We start from the raw sequence: 18,431 nt of genomic DNA on the forward strand, positions 1-18,431 counted from the left end.
CTCCTTGCCGGGGGCCGGGCTAGGAAGCCTGCGGTGCCCGGCAGGTCAGGTCCTTGGCCGGGAGCCCGCCCGTCGTCAGATAGGCCGTGGCGCTCGTGTCCGCACAGGCGTTGCCGAGCCCGTAGACGCCGTGGCCCTCCCCTCCGGCGACAGTGATCATCCGGGAGCCGCGCAAGGCCCGGTGCATGGCCCGGCCGCCGGCCAGGGGCGTTTCGGGGTCCCACTCGTTCTGCAGGATCAGCGCGCTGACCCTGTTGTCCACCGTGATCGCGGGCTCGCTGCCCTGCTTCCAGAAGGCACACGGCGTGATGTTGGACGCGAAATCGCCGTACAGCGGATACCGCGCCTTGTCGCGGACCGCGTCGCGGCGGTACTGCCCGGGGTCGCGCGGCCACGACGCGCGGGTGTCGGCGCAGAGAACAGCCCAGGCGCTCGCGGCGTTGTTGTCCGGGGGAACGTCACGGGCGGACGCCGGCGGGACGGGGCCCGGGTCCTGCCCGGCCGTCCCGGACGAGGCCGGCTTCTTGCCCTCGGCCGCCCTCTTCAGCCCGGCGACCCATTCGGCGGCGGCCCGCACGTGGAAGAACGTGGCACGCCCGGCGCGGATGCCGTCACCGGTGAGGGCCTTCCCGCCGAAGCCGATGGGCTCGCGGTCGGCCCGGGCGATGAGATCCCAGAAGGTCGTGCGGACCTCGGCCGGGGTGTCACCCAGTTGGTACGCCGTGTGCCGCTCGGCGGTCCAGCGGCTCCATCGTGTGAAGGCGGGCTCGGTCCTCTGCGCCACCGCCTGGAACATGCCCCGCCCGTACCGCGCGGGGTCGACCGCGGAGTCCAACACGAACCGGTCGGTTCGCCGGGGGAACATCTGCGCATAGACGGCCCCGAGGTAGGTGCCGTACGAGTACCCCAGGTAGGAGATCTTCTTCTCGCCCAGCACGGCACGGATGACGTCCATGTCGTGGGCGGTGTCGCGGGTGGTGAGGTACCGCAGGGTGTCACCCGCCGTGGCCCGGCACTTGTCGGCCACCGTACGTGCCCAGTCCACATCCTTCGCGAACGTCCCGGCCTGGTACGGGCGCTCCAAGTCCTGCTCCCCGTCGGTCAGTCCGCAGCCGACCGGAGAGCTCTGCCCGACGCCCCTCGGGTCGAAGCCGATGAGGTCGTACTGCCTCTTCACGCCCCCGGGGAATGTCACTACGGGATCGACGGGCATGTCCAGGCCCGGCCCGCCGGGCCCACCGGGGTTGAGCAGCAGAACGCCGCGCCGTTCCTTCGTACTGCTCGCCCTGAGCCGGGATATCGCCAGGTCGATCGCCCTGCCGCCGGGATCGCCGTAGTCCAGCGGCACCTTGAGAGTCGCACACTGATAGGTGGCGGGGTGGTTCGCGTCGCAGCGCTGCCAAGCGGGCTTCTGCCGCGCGTACGTCCGCAGAGGGTCATTGGTCGCGGTGGTCTGAGATGAGGCGAAGCCCGTTGCGGGCGTCAGCGCCGCAATGAGAGTCGCCGCGGCGCCTGCGGCCACTAGAGATGCCGTTCGTCTGTTGTGCACGATGGTGCTCGTCCTTGCTGTGGAGAGGTCGCCGACCGCCGGTCAGTTGTTGCCGGTGAGCTGCTGGTGGACGCACTGCGTGTACTGGTGGAAGCTGTCGGGCTGGTAGCACTTCTGCGTGTTGTTCGCGTACCAGACCATGAACGCGGCGACCAGGACGGACACCGCGATCGCGATGCACGACGTCACCGCCCCGGCGATCGACATGCCCCGGCCGACGCCGGTCCGCCTGGCCTTCACCAGCGCCACGATGCCCAGGACCAGGCCGATGACGCCGAGCAGGCCGCCGACGAAGACGACCGAGGTGATCAAGCCGGTGACCCCCAGCACCATGGCGGCGACGGCCGGGCCGTTCGTGCCGGCCCGAGGCCGCATGCCGTGGCCGGGGCCCTGGCGTGACGGGGGATACGGGTCCGCTTCCGTGGCCCAAGCCGATTCCGTCCGACTCGGCGCTGTCCCTTGCGTGTTCATCTGCCGTCCTCTCGTCAACCGGGCAGGACACGATCATGGTCAACGGGGTCTCGGGTGCGCATCGCGTGAAGGCGGGAGAAGTTGCTCCCCCGATCGGGGGAGGCCGCCGGTGAACTGCCCGTTCATACTGGGACGATCATGATCAGGGGACTCCGGCCGCTGCTGCGCGGCTCCACGTATTCGGGTGTGCTGTTCGCCTATTGCGGCGCGCTGGCGAGCCTTCCGCTGCTGCCGGTCGCGATGCTCCCGACGCTGGTGTGGCGATCCGCTCCGTACGGAGTGCTGGTCGTTCTGGGTCTGCTGGTCTGGGCCGCACTGATCGGCGCGGTCGGTCTTGCCCGCAGTACGCGGCTGCTGCTGATCGTGTCCGCCCGCCGACTGCTGCGGGTGCCGTTGCCGGACCCGATGGCCGCTCGTCGGCGAGCGAACTCACCCGCCACCGGGTCGACTCCCGATGTGCCGACGCCCGCCGCGCCATCCGGCGCCGGCCGCTGGCGGGCTCCGATCTGGCTGCTGCTGCACGTGGCGTTGGGGTGGACGGGGGCGCTGGTGAGCGGCGTGCTGTTCATCGCGGGCCTGACCCTCCCGGCGGGTTGGCTCCGCTCCGAGGCGGGGCTGAGTCTGTTCGGCTGGTCGGTGCGGGTGGCGGGCGGCTGGGGCAGCTGGGCGGTGGCGCTCGGCTGCGTGCTGCTCGCGGCGGCTGTGTGCGCGGTGGTGACGAGCGCTCTGCGGTGGCTGGCGCCAAGGCTGTTGGGGCCGTCGTCGGCCGAGCGGCTCGCGCTGGCAGCCGAGCGGGAGCTGCGGCTGGCCGAACGCAACCGGCTGGCCCACGAGTTGCACGACTCGATCGGGCACACGCTGACGGCGACCACGATCCAGGCGGCGGTGGCGGGCGAGGTGCTCTGCGCCGACCCGGTGGCGGCGCGGGCCGCCCTGCGCAGCATCGAGGAGTCGGCCCGGGCCGCGCTGGAGGACCTGGACTACGTGCTTGGCGTGCTGCGCGAGGAGAAGGCGGGGACAGCACCGACCCGGACCTTGGCCGACCTGCCTGAGCTCCTCGACCGGCTGCGGCATGCGGGCGCGGTGGTGGAGCCGGAACTGTCGGGCGACTTGGCGCAGGTGCAGGGGACGCTGTCCCGGGCGGCGTACCGGATCCTCCAGGAGGGGTTGACGAACGCGTTGCGGCACGGGGCGGGCGGTCCGATCGAGGTCCGGGTGGCGGCCGCCCCCGACGGGCTGGAGCTCCGTGTGGTCAACCGGACCGGGGCGGGGGCGAGTACGGGCCCGGGCCCGGGTGCGTTCCCGACGTCCGGGCACGGACTGCCCGGCCTTGCCGAGCGCGTACGCCTGCTGCACGGTGAGATCGAGTCCGGCCCGCACGGGCCGCAGCACTGGAAACTGCAGGTCAGGCTGCCGGTACGGTTGGCGACATGATCGGCTCTGACGCGAGCGCCTCCGTCACCACAGGTCCTCGTGCGAGCGCCTCCGCCACGACAAGCCCTGCCACGAGCGAAGCCGTCACGACCGGCGCCTCCGTCTCGCTCCTCATCGCGGACGACGACGAGGTGACCCGCAGCGGTCTGCGCACGTTGCTCGCGGCACGGCCGGGGATCGAGGTGGTCGGGGAGGCCGACGGTGTCGAGGCGGTCGAGCAGGCGCGGCGGCTGCGGCCGGACGTGGTGCTGATGGATGTGCGGATGCCGCGTCGCAACGGGATCGAGGCCACCCGGCAACTCCTGGCCGGGCCGGCCGAACCGCCGAAGGTCGTGGTGATCACCACCTTCGAGAACGACGACTACGTCACCGCCGCGCTCAGCGCCGGGGCCAGCGGGTTCGTGCTCAAGCGGCTGCCGGTCCGGCAGATCGCGGAGGCGGTGCGGGTGGTGGCGGCGGGAGAGGCGATCCTCTTCCCGGCGGCACTGCGCCGGATGGTCGCCGCCCGCCCGCTGGGCTCCGCCGAGGCACTGCCGAAGGCCGCGCTGACGGGGCGGGAGGAGGAGGTGCTGCGGTCGATGGCCACCGGCCTGTCCAACCCGGAGATCGCTCGGTCGCTCACGGTGAGCCTGGAGACGGTGAAGACCCACGTCGGGAACGTGCTGACCAAGCTCGGCGCGCAGAACCGGACCCACGCGGTGGTGATCGCATACGAGTCCGGTCTGGTGGTCCCGGGGTTCGCCGGTTGACGCGGGCCCCCACCCTCGCGTGGGGATCTGGCCCACGGCGGGTGTCGTCATGCGGGTTACGGGACTGAAAGGGTCCGCTTTCAGGGATTTCCGCCGAATGGCCGAGTACTCCGGGGCATCAGGATCGTCCAGGCATGCGAGCGGGCCCCCGAATCACGATCGGGGGCCCGCGTGGTCTCTACCTCTGCCTGCTGTTCACGCCCGACGCAGTGCGGAGCGGCCCGCGAAGCGCGCCGAGTCGCCCAACTCCTCTTCGATCCGGATCAGTTGGTTGTACTTCGCCGTGCGGTCGGAGCGGGAGAGCGAGCCGGTCTTGATCTGACCGCAGCCGGTCGCCACCGCCAGATCCGCGATGGTGGTGTCCTCCGTCTCGCCCGAGCGGTGCGACATGACAGCCGTCCAGCCCGCCTGGTGGGCCGTGGCCACCGCGGCCAGCGCCTCGGTCAGGGTCCCGATCTGATTGACCTTGACCAGGACCGAGTTGCCGACGCCGGTGCGGATGCCCTCGCGCAGCAGCGTCTCGTTGGTGCAGAACACGTCGTCGCCGGTGAGCTGACAGCGGTCGCCGACGCGGGCGGTCAGCTCGCGCCAGCCGTCCAGGTCGTTCTCCGCCATCGGGTCCTCGATGGAGACGACCGGGTAGGCGTCGATGAGCTTGGCCAGGTAGTCGGCGTGCTCGGAGGGGGTGCGGCGCACCCCCTCGCCCGCGTAGTCGTACACCCCGTCGCGGAAGAACTCCGACGACGCCGGGTCCATGACCAGGCCGATGTCCGTGCCTGGGCGGTAGCCGGTGCGCTCGATGGCGGTCATCACGAAGTCGAGCGCCTCCTCGGCGGTACGCAGTGCGGGCGCGAAGCCGCCCTCGTCGCCGACGCCCGTGGAGTGCCCGGCGGCCAGCAGATCGCGGCGCAGGGTGTGGAAGACCTCGCTGCCCATGCGGACGGCTTCGGCGAAGGTGTCCGCGCCCACGGGCGCGATCATGAACTCCTGGAAATCCAGCGGATTGTCGGCGTGGGCGCCGCCGTTGACGATGTTCATCATCGGCAGCGGCAGGAGGCGGGCGTCGGCGCCGCCGAGGTAGCGGTAGAGGGGCTGGCGGTGGGCCGCAGCGGCGGCCTTGGCGGCGGCGAGGGAGACGCCGAGGATCGCGTTGGCGCCGAGCCGAGACTTCGTGGCGGTGCCGTCGAGGGCGACCAGCGCGGCGTCGAGACCCGCCTGGTCCGCCGCGTCCCGGCCGCGCACGGACGCCGCGATCTCCCCGTTGACGTGGGCCACCGCGCGGTCGACGCCCTTGCCGTGCCAGCGCCTGGAGTCTCCGTCGCGTAGTTCCACGGCCTCCCGGGCGCCGGTGGAGGCGCCGGAGGGGACAGCCGCGCGCCCCAGGGACCCGTCCGCCAGGACGACGTCGACCTCGACCGTGGGGTTGCCCCGGCTGTCGATGATCCGGCGGGCGGTGACGGTCTCGACAGGGACCTCGACGGTTCCAACTGCCTTTGCGGACATGGGAGTTCCTTCCCGTTGTCGTATGCCGTGGCCCCGGCTGCGACAACGCTGGCGCTGGGCCCGACAAGGCAAACCATACAGCAATGCTGCTCAGTTTTGCTGTACAGCACTGCTGTGCAGCTCAGGTGCACAGCTTTGCTGACCAACGGGGTAAAGTGCCCTATGCCCACCTCGGAAGCCGCCGCCATCGCCGCCGAACTGCGCACCGCGATGGGCAAGCTCACCCGGCGCGTCAAACACGAGGACCGCATCCCGCTGGGCCAGGTCGCCGTGCTCGGTGCGCTCGACCGCGACGGCGCCATGACCACCAGCGACCTCGCCGCCGATCAGCGCGTACGCCCCCAGTCGATGGCCCGGGCGGTGGGGCTGCTCATGGAACAGAACCTGATCACGCGCCGGGCGCACCCCACGGACGGCCGAAAGTCGCTGGTCGAGCTGTCGGACGCGGGCCGGGCCGCGCTCGAAGCGGAGCGCGGCCGCAGGGTCGGCTGGCTCGCGCAGGCCATCGAGGCCGAACTCACGGATGAGGAGCGGGCGTTGCTGGCACGCAGCGCCGCCCTGCTGGAGCGGCTCGCCACACGCTAGTGCCCCGGCAGGCAACACTGGCCCGTCGCCCCGTCGCCCCGCCCAGCACGCGCCCCCCATGCCCTCGGCTTCGCTCCAGCAGGCAGCCCGACAACCTGGAGGAGTGCGTCGGCTGCGGCTCGTCGCCCGCATCACGATGCCCAGGCAACTGCCCGCCATCAGGCCGCTGCCGACCCGGCCTGGCAGGATGAATGCCGCCGCTGGCTCCCGCCGGTCGAGCGCGGCATCGCCTGGCTCACCCTCCACAGCCGCAGACTCCGCTACCAGGGCGTCCTGAAGAACGACGCCTGGCTGCACACCCGGGCCGCCGCCCTCAACCTCCGCCGACTGATCAACCCCGGACTCGGCTGAGGGCCCCCGGCACAGCCCCGCTCCGTCCCCCTGCCCCCATTTGACGCCGCAAATGATGCCGCCGCTCCAGAGCCGCATTAGGTTCGATCATGGTCGGAGCGCAGGGGTCCCCGGAGAGGGCAGAGGAACGCATGGCAGTGGCCGTCTTCCGTAGGGTGCCCGTCGCCGTGCTCGTCCTCACCATGGTGGCAAGCCTGGCCCAGGCTGTGTGGTTCCCAAACGTGGCCCGGGCCCAGGTGGAGCTCCACCGGGCCGGTACGTTCAATATGCAAGGCGCCTCGGACCGCTGGCAGCAGGGCGTCTATATCGCCGCCAAGCAGGTGGAGATCCTCGCCCTCCAGGAGGTCCCGGACGGCATTCCTCCTGACGCGGTGCTGGAGGACGGGGTTCGGGTGAAGAACCCGAAGATCCCCGATCCGAACAACCCGGGACGTGAGATCTCCAAGCCGGAGCAGGACGACCTCACCGTCCGGCGCTATCGCTGGGTGAACTGCCGACCGCCCGTGCCGGGCCAGCAGAGCTGGCGCCCCTGCGTCATCTACAAGGTCAGGACGCCCACACGCAACAACCGCGCCCTCGCCATCGTCGTCAATCAGCCGGACGATTCCGTGCGAGCCGTCCAGGTCATCCCGCCTCAGCCGCTTGTGCCCGGCGGCCGGGTGGACGTTGCCGCAAAGCCCGCCCTCGGCATCAGGCTCATGGACGGGACCTGGTTCTACTCCCTCCACGCGCAGGTCAGAACAGGTAGCAACCAGCGGAACGACGCCCCCAATCTGGTACGCAAGATTTCAGCGGATGCGGGGGATCACTGGGCCGCCATGGGCGACTTCAACCGCACGCCCGACTCGCTCGGACAGCTTCTCTCCGACGAGCCGGAAGCCAAGATCGTCCGCTCGGGGCAGTTCACCCATTCGGTGACAACCCCCAGGAGCGAGCTCGACTACATGATTGCCAAAGGGCTGACCGACGGCCAGTACACCGGATTCCGTCTGACGTACGTCGATGCCTCCGACCACTACCCCGTCGGCTTCTGGTCCAGCGCCGCCCCGGACGGGCACGAGTTCCGCTGCGACCCCATCGACGGCATCCTGCGGGCGGGCAAGGAGGAAACGTGCGTGCCCTCGCGAAATCCCGCCATCGTGGCGATGGGCGACAGCTATGTCTCCGGCGAAGCCGGGCGGTGGGCGGGCAACGCCAAGACCCTGGTGCAGGGCTCGGTATGGGGAACAGACCGCGCGGCTGCCAACTGCTCCAGGGACGAGGAGATCTGCGACCACGACCTCGACATGGTCTACGGCCCCACCTCCTACGCCCCCGGCGGCAACACGTGCGACCGCTCCGACGTCGCCCCGATCACCACCGCCGCCTATCCCGGCGTCCCCTCATGGCGGCGCTTCAACATCGCCTGTTCCGGTGCCACCACGAACGAGATCACCCGCCCCTACACCGCCAAAGGCGAGGACGCACAGACCGACCAGCTCGCGGACCTCGCGAAGAGGTACCAGGTCAAGATGATCGTCGTGTCGATCGGCGGCAACGACCTGGGGTTCAAGGACATCATCACGGACTGCGCAGAACGGTTCATGAAGTGGCCGTTCTACGCCTACTGCAAGAACGCCGACGCCTGGGCTGACATCAACAGCAGACTCGACGACGTCGGAAACAAGGTGGCCCGGGCCCTGGCGGCCATCCAGACCACGATGGCACAAGCCGGCTACCGGGCCGACGACTACCGCCTGGTGGCGCAGTCCTACCCGGCTCCGCTGCCCCCGAGCACCGCCTACCGGTACAACGAGTCACGCTTCACGAGGTACAGCAACGGCGGCTGCCCGTTCTACGACGTGGACACGGACTGGGCCCGGCAGACCCTCGTGGGCGGTATGAGCCGCGAGATCAAGGCGGCCGCGAATTCGGTGCGGGCCAAATTCCTCGACATCAGCGACGCGTTCGCCGGTCATGAACTGTGCAACAAAGCCTCCGCTCAGGCCACCCGGGCCAACTCTTCGAGGAATCCCCTCACCTCCCAGGCCGCGGAGTGGGTCCGCTGGGTCCCCTACCTCCCCGACCACCCGGCCCTCAACGGGTCGCCCCAGGGAGACATCCAGGAAGCCGTCCACCCGAACTCCTTCGGCCAGCTGGCGCTGGGCACATGCCTGACCAAGGTCAGCAACCGGACAGACCTGCTGAACAACACCGCCACCGCGTTCACCTGCGTCAACGACGGCCGCAATGGCAAGGACGGCATGACCGTCACGGGAAATGGGATTTTCCTGATCGACTAGCACGAGGGTGTTCTCGGCTACTGCGGTCCAGCCATCGGCCTCCAGAGCCACGTGTGCGACGTGGGCCTGGGCACCGGCCAGGATGGCGGTCACGGCACTGGAGCGGGTGGGGTGGATGTCGAGGCGGACGTGCGCAGTGATGGAGGGTGTTGGCACGAAGGGTGGCTCTCTTCTGCCGCCGTCGAGTCGCAGGGGGCCAGCCGCCAGCGGGTGGGATCAGCGGGAACTGCGCGCGGTGGGCGGAGCCGTGGTCCGCGGCGGCGCGGCCCGGGGCACGCCCGCGGTCCTCGCGGACTTGGTGCGACCGGGCCGGTTGGCGGGCGTGGGTGAGGAAGGAGCGCTGCGGGACGCGCTCGTCCCAGTGCTCCGGGGAGCCGACCGGTCCGGCGAGGAGGTCCAGCAGCTCTCGTGGATCAGCCCCGGTGTCCAGGAGGCCGCGGGGACGGTCACGGGGTCGAGGGGCGTGCCGCGCCGGGGCAGGGTGTTCAGGCACCGCCACAGCCCGGCGTAGAGCGGGTGCGTGAAGTCGCCGGGGGTCAGCCACCGCATCTGCTCGATGCCGTTGGGGTACGCGGTCGCGGTCGCGAGCAGTAGCCGCTCCTCGTCGACCGCTTCCTCGTCGCCGCCGGCCAGGTGACGCGGTGCGATGACGTCGACGTCGAAGTTCTCGGGTGTCGGGGGCACGGTCACCTCCGTACCGCAGTGATCCGGCCGGGCATCGGCGGGGAGGGCGTCGCGTGTCTGCAGCCATTCCTCGTGCGGGGTGTAGCTCCAGGAGCTACACCCACGTGCGACCGCCGGGCACTTGGTCCTCGAAACCGCTCATGTACTGAACGTGCCGCGAGTGTGCCGGAGAAGCCGTCAATCCATTCCCCGGGACCTCCCTCAGTCGAACGCGCTTGCGGCCGTCACTGCCAACGTCTGCGACGACGTCTGCGCTCCCGGATCGTCCGGTTTCGCAAGGCATCGAAATTCGATCAGGACGTCCATGAGGGCGATGCCGTCAATTCTTTCGGCTGATCAAGCTCGTGAGCTGCAAAGGCCGGACCGCCCGCAAGATCGGAAACCCGTTCACGCCAATGACATTGGGGTAAGCCATGCCAACTGACGTGTACACAGCTAGAGTTGAGGTGCTGGCGCGGCACCCGGACACAGGGGGTGCTCGGGGGAATCGCGCCAGAAGGGGGAACGCATACCGTGTTACGACACACGTTTGCGCGCGCCGCTGCCGCAGGTGTTGCGGCGCTCGCGTTGATATGGGGCAGTGCGGGGGGCGCTTCCGCGCACGCCGCGCAGCCGGGGAAGTCCGAACTGTCCGTCCACGTACGCAAGATCACGCCGAAATGGCACGGCGCCATGCCGAAGGGGGCGACGAAGGCCAACGCGCTCTCGGCCGACACGGACCCCACCGGCTGCGGCGACCCGTGGTGGTGGCTCGAATGGACCAACGAGACGCTCCGCACCTCGCACTGTCAGGACGAGCAGGACACGATCAACCTGATCAGGTGGGTGAACCGCGTCCCGGAGATCGTCGGTACGGCGAAGGTCACCATTTCCCACCTCACGATGATGAGCACCACGTCGCTGACGTGGAGCGAACAGGTCACCGTCTCCAAGGCCGATCTGTCCGGCGAGGCGCGGAAGACACCGATCACGATGTCCCTGCTGGCCTTCGCCAAGCCGAACACCACCTTGCACAGGACCGGCCAGCTCGCCGGTGCGTTCACGCTGTCCGGGACCTCGCAGGAGACCGGGGCCATCGACTACTCCTCGCAGGTCCACAAGATGCAGGAGGTCTGGGACTCGACGAAGTACGTGTACTTTGCCGACGCCGTCGGCTTCCCGCTGACCATCGCGTCGTCCAGCGGGCCGGAGTGGCGGTGCGACGACGTGTTCTGGGACAAGAAGACCCAGAAACAACACACTAAAGTGCCCGGCTGCGTCCTGCCGTTCCAGGCGGCGTACGACGCCAGCCCCGTGTTCGTCCCCTCCGGCATGTACGGCCTGAAGGGGATCAGGCAGAACATCCAAACAGTGCAGAAGAACGGGGTGCACATCGGCAGGCCGTTCTCCGGCAAGCCGCTGCACCGCACCACGGATGCCCAGCGGGCCAACAACTACAAGGCGGTGTGCGCCGGGCTGAAGCCGCCGAGCCCGGGCCTGTCGTGCGACGAGTACCCGTTCGCGTCCACCGCGGAGGGCGGCACGTTCTTCGCACCGCCCAACCGGGGGATCGCCTGGGTGTCCGTCCAGGAGCAGAGGCAGCAGGGCGGTTTCTTGCGGGCCTTCTACAGTCAGAGCCGCATCCTGCCCGGCGACCCGTTCTATGTGAACGTCCTGGCCTAGGGCCTGTCCGGCGGATCTTGTCTGGGACGCGGGGGCCTGGCACGCCCATCTGCGGCGTTGTCGTCGGTTGCCGACTCCCCCAAGTTCTCGACTGCGCTCGAACAGGGGGGACCCCCATCGCCTCGCCGCCCTCCTCCGCCTTGCAGCTGGACGCACCAGGCCCCCGCTCACCAGCGCCGAAAGGCCGAGGCGCCTCGCGGGCGACCAGATCCGCCGGACAGGCCCTAGCAGGCACGAACCCACCGAGACGCTCGTGCCCCTGTCAGGGAGGGAGTAGGAGTACCTGTGGTGTCCGAGGAGAGCTACGACCTGACGGTGGAGGCTCCTGCGTACATCGTGTGGGGAAGCCCGTACGACGAGGACGTGTTGGGGGCGGCGGATGACTGGGCCCCCTACCTGGTGCCGGATGCGCGGGTAGTGGAGATACGGACGCACACTCAGTGGAGCACGGTGCACTTGGTGTTGCAGCGGCTCGCCGGCGCTCCTCTGGTCGATCTGGAGGGCTGGGATGACGCTTGGGAGGTGTCGCTGCTGGCCAGCCCCCGCACGGATCCGATTCCGGCGAACCCGGACCACATGTTGATCTCCTCGCGGGGGGAGGGCGATGACTGCGCGACCTTCGACGAGCTGGAGTGCCCCGGCGGGGTGGACACCTGGTGGCGGCTGCGCGTGTCCCGACGGGTGACCAGTGCCGGCGAGGAGCATCTGATCCAAGCATGGATCGCTGACAGGCAGCCGGCGACCCGGCTGAAGTGAGATGACGAAGCCCCGCCGGTTGCTCCGGTGGGGCTTCTGCGCGTGACGGGTCACGACGGCGCCGGCGACTTCACCCGCTATGACGTGCACGCCGTACGCGAGCACCGGCGCCCGAACGACGTGGAGTTGGCCGTGCCGCCAGTGCGCTCCTGTCCCGGACACAGCGCACTTGCCGGCGACGCCGCAGTCCACGCCGCGCTCGCCCTGCCGACCTAGCACACGGGCACCGGAACCACACCTCCTTGCCCACCTCGGTGGGCACGAGCCGTTGCGCGCCCCCGGTCGCCGGCGTCGAACCCGTCCCCTCGACTTACGTCGCCAACTCCGTGCGGACGCATACCGGTTGTCCTCGGCCGTCCCGGCGGTCCCAGGGATGCTGAAGGGACGCTCGGAACGCCCGATCGCGCTGATCACAGGGTTAGCGTGCGGTGACCGTCGATCCCGAGAGGAACCACGCCGATGCGCCACAACGCCGGCGTCAAGGTCCCCAGCGCAAGTACCTCTTGGGAAACGCGGCGCCTTGGCGGCCGGCCGCTGGGGTCCTGACGACGTCGTGCACCCGAGGTGCACGGTCAGCCCCGTGCCCGGCGCCAACCTCGGACGGACCGTCACGGCAGCGCGCCCTTGCGTCCCCCTCACGACCTCGTGACTCACCTTCACGCCGCATCGGCGCGTGAACCTATGAAATCGGAGATCTCCTTGAGACCTCGCAGAGCCACCCGCAGAGCGCGGGTGCCCGTGCTCGCATCGGCAGCCCTGGCCATGGTCGCCGGGCTGTTGCAGGGCAGCGTGGCCTGGGCCGGGCAGGCGGATGCCGCCGGGACCCAGCCCCCGGCGCCCGGTGCGACCGCGCCCAATACGGTGGTGCCCGAGCAGCGGGGCGATGCCCTCGGCAAGGACTGGAAGAAGTCGGCCGACCGTGCATGGACGACGGCCGGTGACGCCACCGGATTCCATCTGCTGGTCGCGGACGCCAATGCGGGCTACACCTGGCGGACCGTGGCGACGCTGTCCGAGCCAGGTCTCGAAACCGATCAGTGGATCGGCAATGCCTGTGTGACCGGTTCGGGCAAGCGGGCCGTGGTGGTCTACGCGCCGCGGGCGTTCACCAACCGCAACGACCTCTTCGACCGCGGTGCCTTCACGGCGGTCGTGGACCTGCAGTCGGGGAAGGTGACCAAGCTGCCGCTGAACGCGAGCCTGGCCTATTTCGACCCCGGCTGCGGTGCGGGTGAGACGGCCGTGGTCACGCAGGCGAGCACCGACGGCACGAGCGAGCAGACCCAGCTCCAGACTGTCGACGCCGCGACCGGAAAGATCGTCTCCACGGGGACGGTCGACGGCCAGGCGACATCCGCGGTCCCGGTCGGCAAGGACGTCATAGCCGCCGCCGGCCCGCACCTGATAAAGGTCGGCCCGGCAGGCAAGGCGGACGTGGTGGCCACCACGCACGGCACCGCGACGCGACTGCACCCGGACGCCGACGGCAACGTCGCCTTCCTGGAGCCCGCCAAGGACGGCAAGGTCGACGTCCAGCACCTTCAGGGCCGTACGGTCAAGACGCTGGCCGTCGGCAGCCTCGGGCAGGTCGGTCTGGCCCAGGGCGCCGCGGGCAAGGTCTTCGTGACCGGCCGGTCCACGGCCGAGCACGACCTGCCCCCGACGATGCGCCGCGTCACCGAGGCGCCCGCCGCGGCGGAGCTGTCGACGGACGGCAAGCTGGCCGTCGTCCAGGCCGTCCCCCAGCACCTCGCGGACGAGGTGGCCTCGCCGTTGCAGCGGGCCAGGACCCAGGTGGCCGAGTCCGTCGAGATCAAGGCGACGGCCACCGGCACCAAGAAGCAGCTGGCCTTCACGGTCGCCACCCAGCAGACCCCGGACCAGGCCGACACCGGTGCGAAGCCCTCGCCGTTGCTCCCGTTCATCGCGGGCGGCCGGAGCACCGTCAAGAAGGCGCTCGCGGCGACCGGGGCCAAAGCTGCGGCCTCGGGTGACCCCTCCAGCAACCCGGTGGACGACGACCGCTACTGCTCGGTGCCGCGCAATGACGTGAACACGCAGGTCTACCAGCCCACTCCCGCCCAGGTGGAATGGGCGGCCGACATGGCCATCCGGGGCCTGCTGACCCCCGACCACATCAACCGGCCCGCGAACTGGCACAACTCGGGCCTGCCCGCCTGGTCGCCGCAGGGCATGTTCCCACCGCACCCCCTGGTCAACGGCGGCCGGATCCCGGCGCAGGTCATGCTGGGCATCCTGACCCAGGAGTCCAACCTCTGGCAGGCGAGCTCGCACGCCGAGCCCGGCGAGTACGGCAACCCGCTGATCGGCAACTTCTACGGCACCAACATCTACGCCGGCACGACGGGGTACGACCCGAAGCGCATCTGGAAGATCAACTGGGACAAGGCCGACTGCGGCTACGGCATCGGCCAGGCCACCGACGGCATGCGCATCGCCGGGCACCCCAAGGAGCACGAGGTGCTCCTGCCCCCGGACCAGCAGCGCGCCGTGGCCCTGGACTACGCCACCGGCATCGCGTACTCGGCGCGGATCCTCCAGGACAAGTGGAACGAACTGCACACCGCCGGGACGCAGATCAAGCTGAACGACGACGACCCGACCCGTCCGGAGAACTGGTTCGCCGCCGTCTGGGACTACAACGCGGGCCTCAACGTGCGGGGCAGCAACCCGGACAACCCGTCGGCCTGGGGGCTCGGCTGGGCCAACAACCCCTCCAACCCCAAGTACCCGATGGACCGCGGGGCGTTCCTCGACAACAACCACTACGCGGACGCCGCGCACCCGCAGAACTGGTCCTACGAGGAGAAGGTGATGGGCTGGGGCGCCTTCCCCATCGACACCGGGCACTCGTACGACGACAACGGCAACATGAACAAGGGCAACACGCACGGGTTCTCCGCGGCCTGGTGGACCAACGTCTCGGAGCGCACGTACGCGATCAAGCCGCCGATCACGACGTTCTGTGACACCACCAACGGGTGCGACCCGCTCAACCCGCCGGTCTGCCACACCGTCGCCTGCTACAACCAGCACTGGTTCAACCACGACGCCACGTGGAAGAACTGCGGCAGCAAGCCGACGACCCCCAACGGGCCGGTCGGGGAGTGCGGCAACGAGTACCTCACCTACAAGACGGTACGCGGCGAGCCCGGTGACGCCCATCCGAAGCTCGGCCCCTGCGACTCGGGTGCACTGCCCAGCGGCACCGTCATCGTCGACGACGAACCCGACGGCGCGCCACAGAACCGTTGCGGGTCCCGCGGCTGGTCCAGCAACGGCTCCTTCGCCTGGGAGTTCCGCAAGGACGACGAGGGCCGGTACGAGGCCAAGGAGGACCTCCACCAGATCGGCGGGGGCTTCGGCGGCCACTACTGGTTCTCCCACGCGCGTCAGCCCAACAACTGGGACAACTACCTGACGACCAGCGGAACTTGGACGCCCAACCTCGGCGATCACGTCTACAAGGTCCAGGCGTTCGTCCCGTATCCCTCGCACACCACGAAGAGCGCCCACTACGAGGTCACGACCAAGGACGGCAAGGTCCACGAGCGGGTCGTCGACCAGTCCAGGGCCAACAGCGACTGGGTGACCGTCGGTTACTTCCAGCTGGGTTCCAACGCCAAGGTCTCCCTCAGCAACGTCACCGGCGACGCCACCTCCGGCGACCTGGACGTGGCGTACGACGCGCTCGCGTTCGTGCCGGTGAACGGGACGTACGAGCACCACACCTTCGACGCGGCGGCCATCTTCGAGAGCAACCAGAACCTGGACACCAACACCCCCTGGCTGATGAAGACGCCCATGCGGACGCGTCAGACCATCTACGACTGGGCGCACTCGCGCACGGCCGGCGGTCCGGACTTCGACAACCACGGAAGGCTGGTCGGCCTGTCCAACTTCCAGGTCTGCAAGAGCGGTGAGCAGAACGACCTCTGCCTCGGCGACAACGTCTCCGCCGCGGTGAAGTCCTGGCAGGCCGATGTCGACACGGCCGGGACCGACCCGAACAGTCACCCCTCCGAGGCCGACTGGCTCGGATTCGCCATTCCCGCGCCGCCGAACATGATCAACGAGCACACCTTCGACGACGACCGCTCCTACAAGATCAAGACGCACATCGACACGTCGTACGTCGTCGGCCCGGACGGCAAGATCATTCCTGGCACGGAGGAAATGGTGGACTCGGGCCGCACCGGCAACACCGAGATCGCCCCGTTCGCCCGCAACTTCATCCAGGCGACGGTCAAGGACTACGGCTCGCTCGGCGTCACCTTGCCCGACCTGTCGTTCGACGCCAAGGACGGCAACGTCACCGGTCAGACGACTCATGTGGCGAACCCGCTGGTGACCGGCATCACGCCCGGACAGGCCTACCGTTCGGGACAGCAGCCGACGGGCATCGACTCCAGCGGCACGTGCGTGACGACCAAGTACGTCAGTGGCGGCAGCATCGGTTACCGCCCGCTGGACGAAGCGCCCAGCACCGACGCCAACATCAGCGCCTGGGTGAACAAGCTGAAGAGCCTGGCCGACCAGCGGTCGATCCCGGCCGAGGTCGCGGACACGGCCGGCGACATCTACAGCCTGTTCTTCCGCAAGCCGTCGCTCGACGGCGGTGGCAACCCGGAGGGCTCACTGTTCAACATGGCGCCCCCGATCTGGCAGAACGTCAGCATGGCCTTCTGCGCGGGTGGAACCGTCAAGTCCACGGCCGCGGCGAACATCGACGACAACCCGGCGACGGGGCTCGTGTACCAGAGCTACATGCCCAACCTGTATCTCTACCTGGACGGCCACATGGTCGACCAGACGGGGCAGCCGACCAGTGGGCCCGTGCAACGCGGCGACTTCGCGTCGTTCTCCAACGTGCCGCTCGGCGACGACCACCACACCGGTTACGGATCCTGCGGCACCGAGATCAAGGGCAACGGCGGAAACCCCTGGAGCCTCAAGGCGATGCCTTCCGGCCTTCCCGGTGGTACCCCCGGCATCCCCATGTTCTGCGACGACGGGAGCCACGCCGGCTGATACCCGGCCCCGGCAGGGCCCGCGGTCGCGGGCCCTGCCGGGGCTTTCGCCCACCCCCACGAAGGACAATGCAGGCCATGACGCGACGATTCACCCAGGCGGAACTGCTGCCGGCGCTTGTGCCCCTGCTGTTTCCCCTTGCTGTGACGCTGCCGTCCGGCCTGCCCGCCGGCCAGGTGGTCCTCGCCTCGACAACCGGCCTCTTTCCGGCCGTACTCTCCGGCTGGCTGGGGAGCCGGATCCTGTCCCGGCACAACCGCCTGCGTCATGCGGCGCTCACCGGGTGCGTCTCGACATCCCTGTTCGGCTGTCTGATCGTGGGCTCCCTCTACTACGGATTCGTCTTCGCGATCGTCCTGGTCCCCGTCTTCGGCCTCCTCGGTCTGCTCAGCCTCTGGGGCACCTGGTCCCTCGCGAAGGACAGAAAACGCGGAGCGGTGACCGTTTCCCTTCCGCTGTGCCTGGTCGCGGCCTTCGGACTGGGCTTCTCCGCCGCAGGAGCGGCCGGCATCCTGGCGCATCTGGCCGGCTGGACGTGCCTGGCCCTCGCCTTCCTGATCTGCTCCCTGACGCTGTTCGCCCCGCGAAGGGGCAGCTGACCCACTCAGGCGCACCCATCGGGCGTCCGCCGACCAGCGGATCACTGCCGTCCCGGCGCTCCACCGGGACTGCTCGGGACCTTTCCGGGACAGTTGGGACGGCCGGGCCGCACGCTTCTCCCGGATGATGGTCGGCGCGGCCGGCGCCCGCTTCTGCCGGGCCCGACACGGTGCGCTTCGGGCCCGGTCCGATGCGAGCCGCGTTCCCCATGTTCACAAGGAGATGCCTGTCATGACTGCCACTGTGTCCAAGCGCCGTGCTCTCGTCCACGCGGCGGCGCTCGCCGGAACCCTCGTCGCGATGTCGCTCCCGGTGGCCGGTACCGCGGCGGCCGAGGGCAACCCCACCTACGAACTCAACTCCAACGGTGCGGACACCACGGAGTCGATGGAGGCGTGCGCCGACCACTCAGACCAGTTCCGCTTCCGGTTCTACTACCACGCCGGCGAAGCCGGTGCGTGGATCAACGTCGGCCACCCCATCTACGACCTCAAGTCCATCTACATCGGCGTCGGCGGCAACCAGACCCTGCACTACTGCGACAACGGTGACGGCGCGGGCCAGGTAGTCGCCAACAACGCGGCATCGGCGCACAACTGGTACGACGGCTACTGCGCCCAGGTGTTCTACAGCGCCGGGTACAAGGGCGCCAAAGAGGTCGTCTCAAGCCACTCCGGCATCAATCTGACCTCCACCAAGAACAACAACCGCTCGATCAACTTCTACGGCTGCTGGTAGTCGGCCCAGGACCGG

Annotated in this window: 14 protein-coding genes and 1 pseudogene; 11 read left to right on the plus strand and 4 right to left on the minus strand. The window is 69.4% G+C overall.

Features of this window, described 5'->3' with window-relative positions; translation table 11 throughout:
• Window positions 1–19: 19 nt before the first annotated feature.
• The gene (locus tag ACIBK6_RS18730) at window positions 20–1,549 is read right to left on the minus strand and encodes an alpha/beta hydrolase (protein ID WP_399052365.1); all 1,530 of its coding nucleotides are present in this window, start codon (window positions 1,547–1,549) and stop codon (window positions 20–22) included.
• A gap of 42 nt (window positions 1,550–1,591) precedes the next feature.
• Window positions 1,592–1,924: a DUF4190 domain-containing protein gene (locus tag ACIBK6_RS18735; protein WP_399052366.1), complete on the minus strand. Its 333-nt coding sequence runs from the start codon at window positions 1,922–1,924 to the stop codon at window positions 1,592–1,594.
• A gap of 234 nt (window positions 1,925–2,158) precedes the next feature.
• Between ACIBK6_RS18735 and ACIBK6_RS18740 the strand changes: the two genes are divergently transcribed.
• Both ACIBK6_RS18740 and ACIBK6_RS18745 read left to right on the plus strand, forming a co-directional pair.
• Window positions 2,159–3,454: a sensor histidine kinase gene (locus ACIBK6_RS18740; RefSeq protein ID WP_399052367.1), complete on the plus strand. Its 1,296-nt coding sequence runs from the start codon at window positions 2,159–2,161 to the stop codon at window positions 3,452–3,454.
• Window positions 3,451–4,203 (plus strand): response regulator, encoded by a 753-nt coding sequence (locus ACIBK6_RS18745; RefSeq protein ID WP_399052368.1) that lies wholly within the window; start codon window positions 3,451–3,453, stop codon window positions 4,201–4,203. Before ACIBK6_RS18740 ends, ACIBK6_RS18745 begins: the two co-directional genes overlap by 4 nt.
• Window positions 4,204–4,398: 195 nt before the next feature.
• Here ACIBK6_RS18745 and eno read toward each other — a convergent pair whose 3' ends face one another.
• Window positions 4,399–5,706 carry a phosphopyruvate hydratase gene (eno, locus tag ACIBK6_RS18750; protein ID WP_399052369.1) on the minus strand — a complete coding sequence of 436 codons (1,308 nt, stop codon included), beginning with the start codon at window positions 5,704–5,706 and terminating at the stop codon, window positions 4,399–4,401.
• 162 nt (window positions 5,707–5,868) lie between these two features.
• Here eno and ACIBK6_RS18755 point away from each other — a divergent pair, with 162 nt between their 5' ends.
• The 3 genes and pseudogenes from ACIBK6_RS18755 (at window position 5,869) to ACIBK6_RS18765 (ending at window position 8,924) form a co-directional block, all read left to right on the plus strand.
• Window positions 5,869–6,291 (plus strand): MarR family winged helix-turn-helix transcriptional regulator, encoded by a 423-nt coding sequence (locus ACIBK6_RS18755; protein ID WP_046930253.1) that lies wholly within the window; start codon window positions 5,869–5,871, stop codon window positions 6,289–6,291.
• Window positions 6,292–6,423: 132 nt separating this feature from the next.
• Window positions 6,424–6,642: pseudogene (locus ACIBK6_RS18760) on the plus strand (transposase); the annotation flags it as partial.
• 131 nt (window positions 6,643–6,773) lie between these two features.
• Complete coding sequence (locus tag ACIBK6_RS18765; RefSeq protein ID WP_399052370.1) at window positions 6,774–8,924, plus strand: hypothetical protein; 2,151 nt, start codon at window positions 6,774–6,776, stop codon at window positions 8,922–8,924.
• A gap of 216 nt (window positions 8,925–9,140) precedes the next feature.
• Here the strand turns inward: ACIBK6_RS18765 and ACIBK6_RS18770 are convergent, their stop codons facing one another.
• Window positions 9,141–9,608, minus strand: coding sequence for a DnaB-like helicase N-terminal domain-containing protein (locus ACIBK6_RS18770; protein ID WP_399052371.1), 468 nt, complete (start codon window positions 9,606–9,608; stop codon window positions 9,141–9,143).
• A 513-nt stretch (window positions 9,609–10,121) separates the two neighbouring features.
• Here ACIBK6_RS18770 and ACIBK6_RS18775 point away from each other — a divergent pair.
• From ACIBK6_RS18775 to ACIBK6_RS18800, 6 genes are all read left to right on the plus strand, one after another.
• Window positions 10,122–11,270, plus strand: coding sequence for a NucA/NucB deoxyribonuclease domain-containing protein (locus ACIBK6_RS18775; RefSeq protein WP_399052372.1), 1,149 nt, complete (start codon window positions 10,122–10,124; stop codon window positions 11,268–11,270).
• 285 nt (window positions 11,271–11,555) lie between these two features.
• Window positions 11,556–12,026: a hypothetical protein gene (locus ACIBK6_RS18780; protein WP_399052373.1), complete on the plus strand. Its 471-nt coding sequence runs from the start codon at window positions 11,556–11,558 to the stop codon at window positions 12,024–12,026.
• Window positions 12,027–12,068: 42 nt separating this feature from the next.
• Window positions 12,069–12,242, plus strand: a complete 174-nt coding sequence (locus tag ACIBK6_RS18785) for a hypothetical protein (protein WP_399052374.1) — start codon at window positions 12,069–12,071, stop codon at window positions 12,240–12,242.
• A gap of 483 nt (window positions 12,243–12,725) precedes the next feature.
• Window positions 12,726–17,078, plus strand: a complete 4,353-nt coding sequence (locus ACIBK6_RS18790; RefSeq protein WP_399052375.1) for a hypothetical protein — start codon at window positions 12,726–12,728, stop codon at window positions 17,076–17,078.
• 77 nt (window positions 17,079–17,155) lie between these two features.
• A complete protein-coding gene (locus tag ACIBK6_RS18795; RefSeq protein ID WP_399052376.1) occupies window positions 17,156–17,677 on the plus strand; it encodes a hypothetical protein in 522 nt (173 codons plus the stop codon).
• Window positions 17,678–17,909: 232 nt separating this feature from the next.
• Window positions 17,910–18,416: a hypothetical protein gene (locus ACIBK6_RS18800; protein WP_399052377.1), complete on the plus strand. Its 507-nt coding sequence runs from the start codon at window positions 17,910–17,912 to the stop codon at window positions 18,414–18,416.
• Window positions 18,417–18,431 lie beyond the last annotated feature (15 nt).

It is taken from the genome of Streptomyces sp. NPDC050485, from assembly GCF_044458185.1.
Taxonomy (GTDB): Bacteria; Actinomycetota; Actinomycetes; order Streptomycetales; family Streptomycetaceae; genus Streptomyces.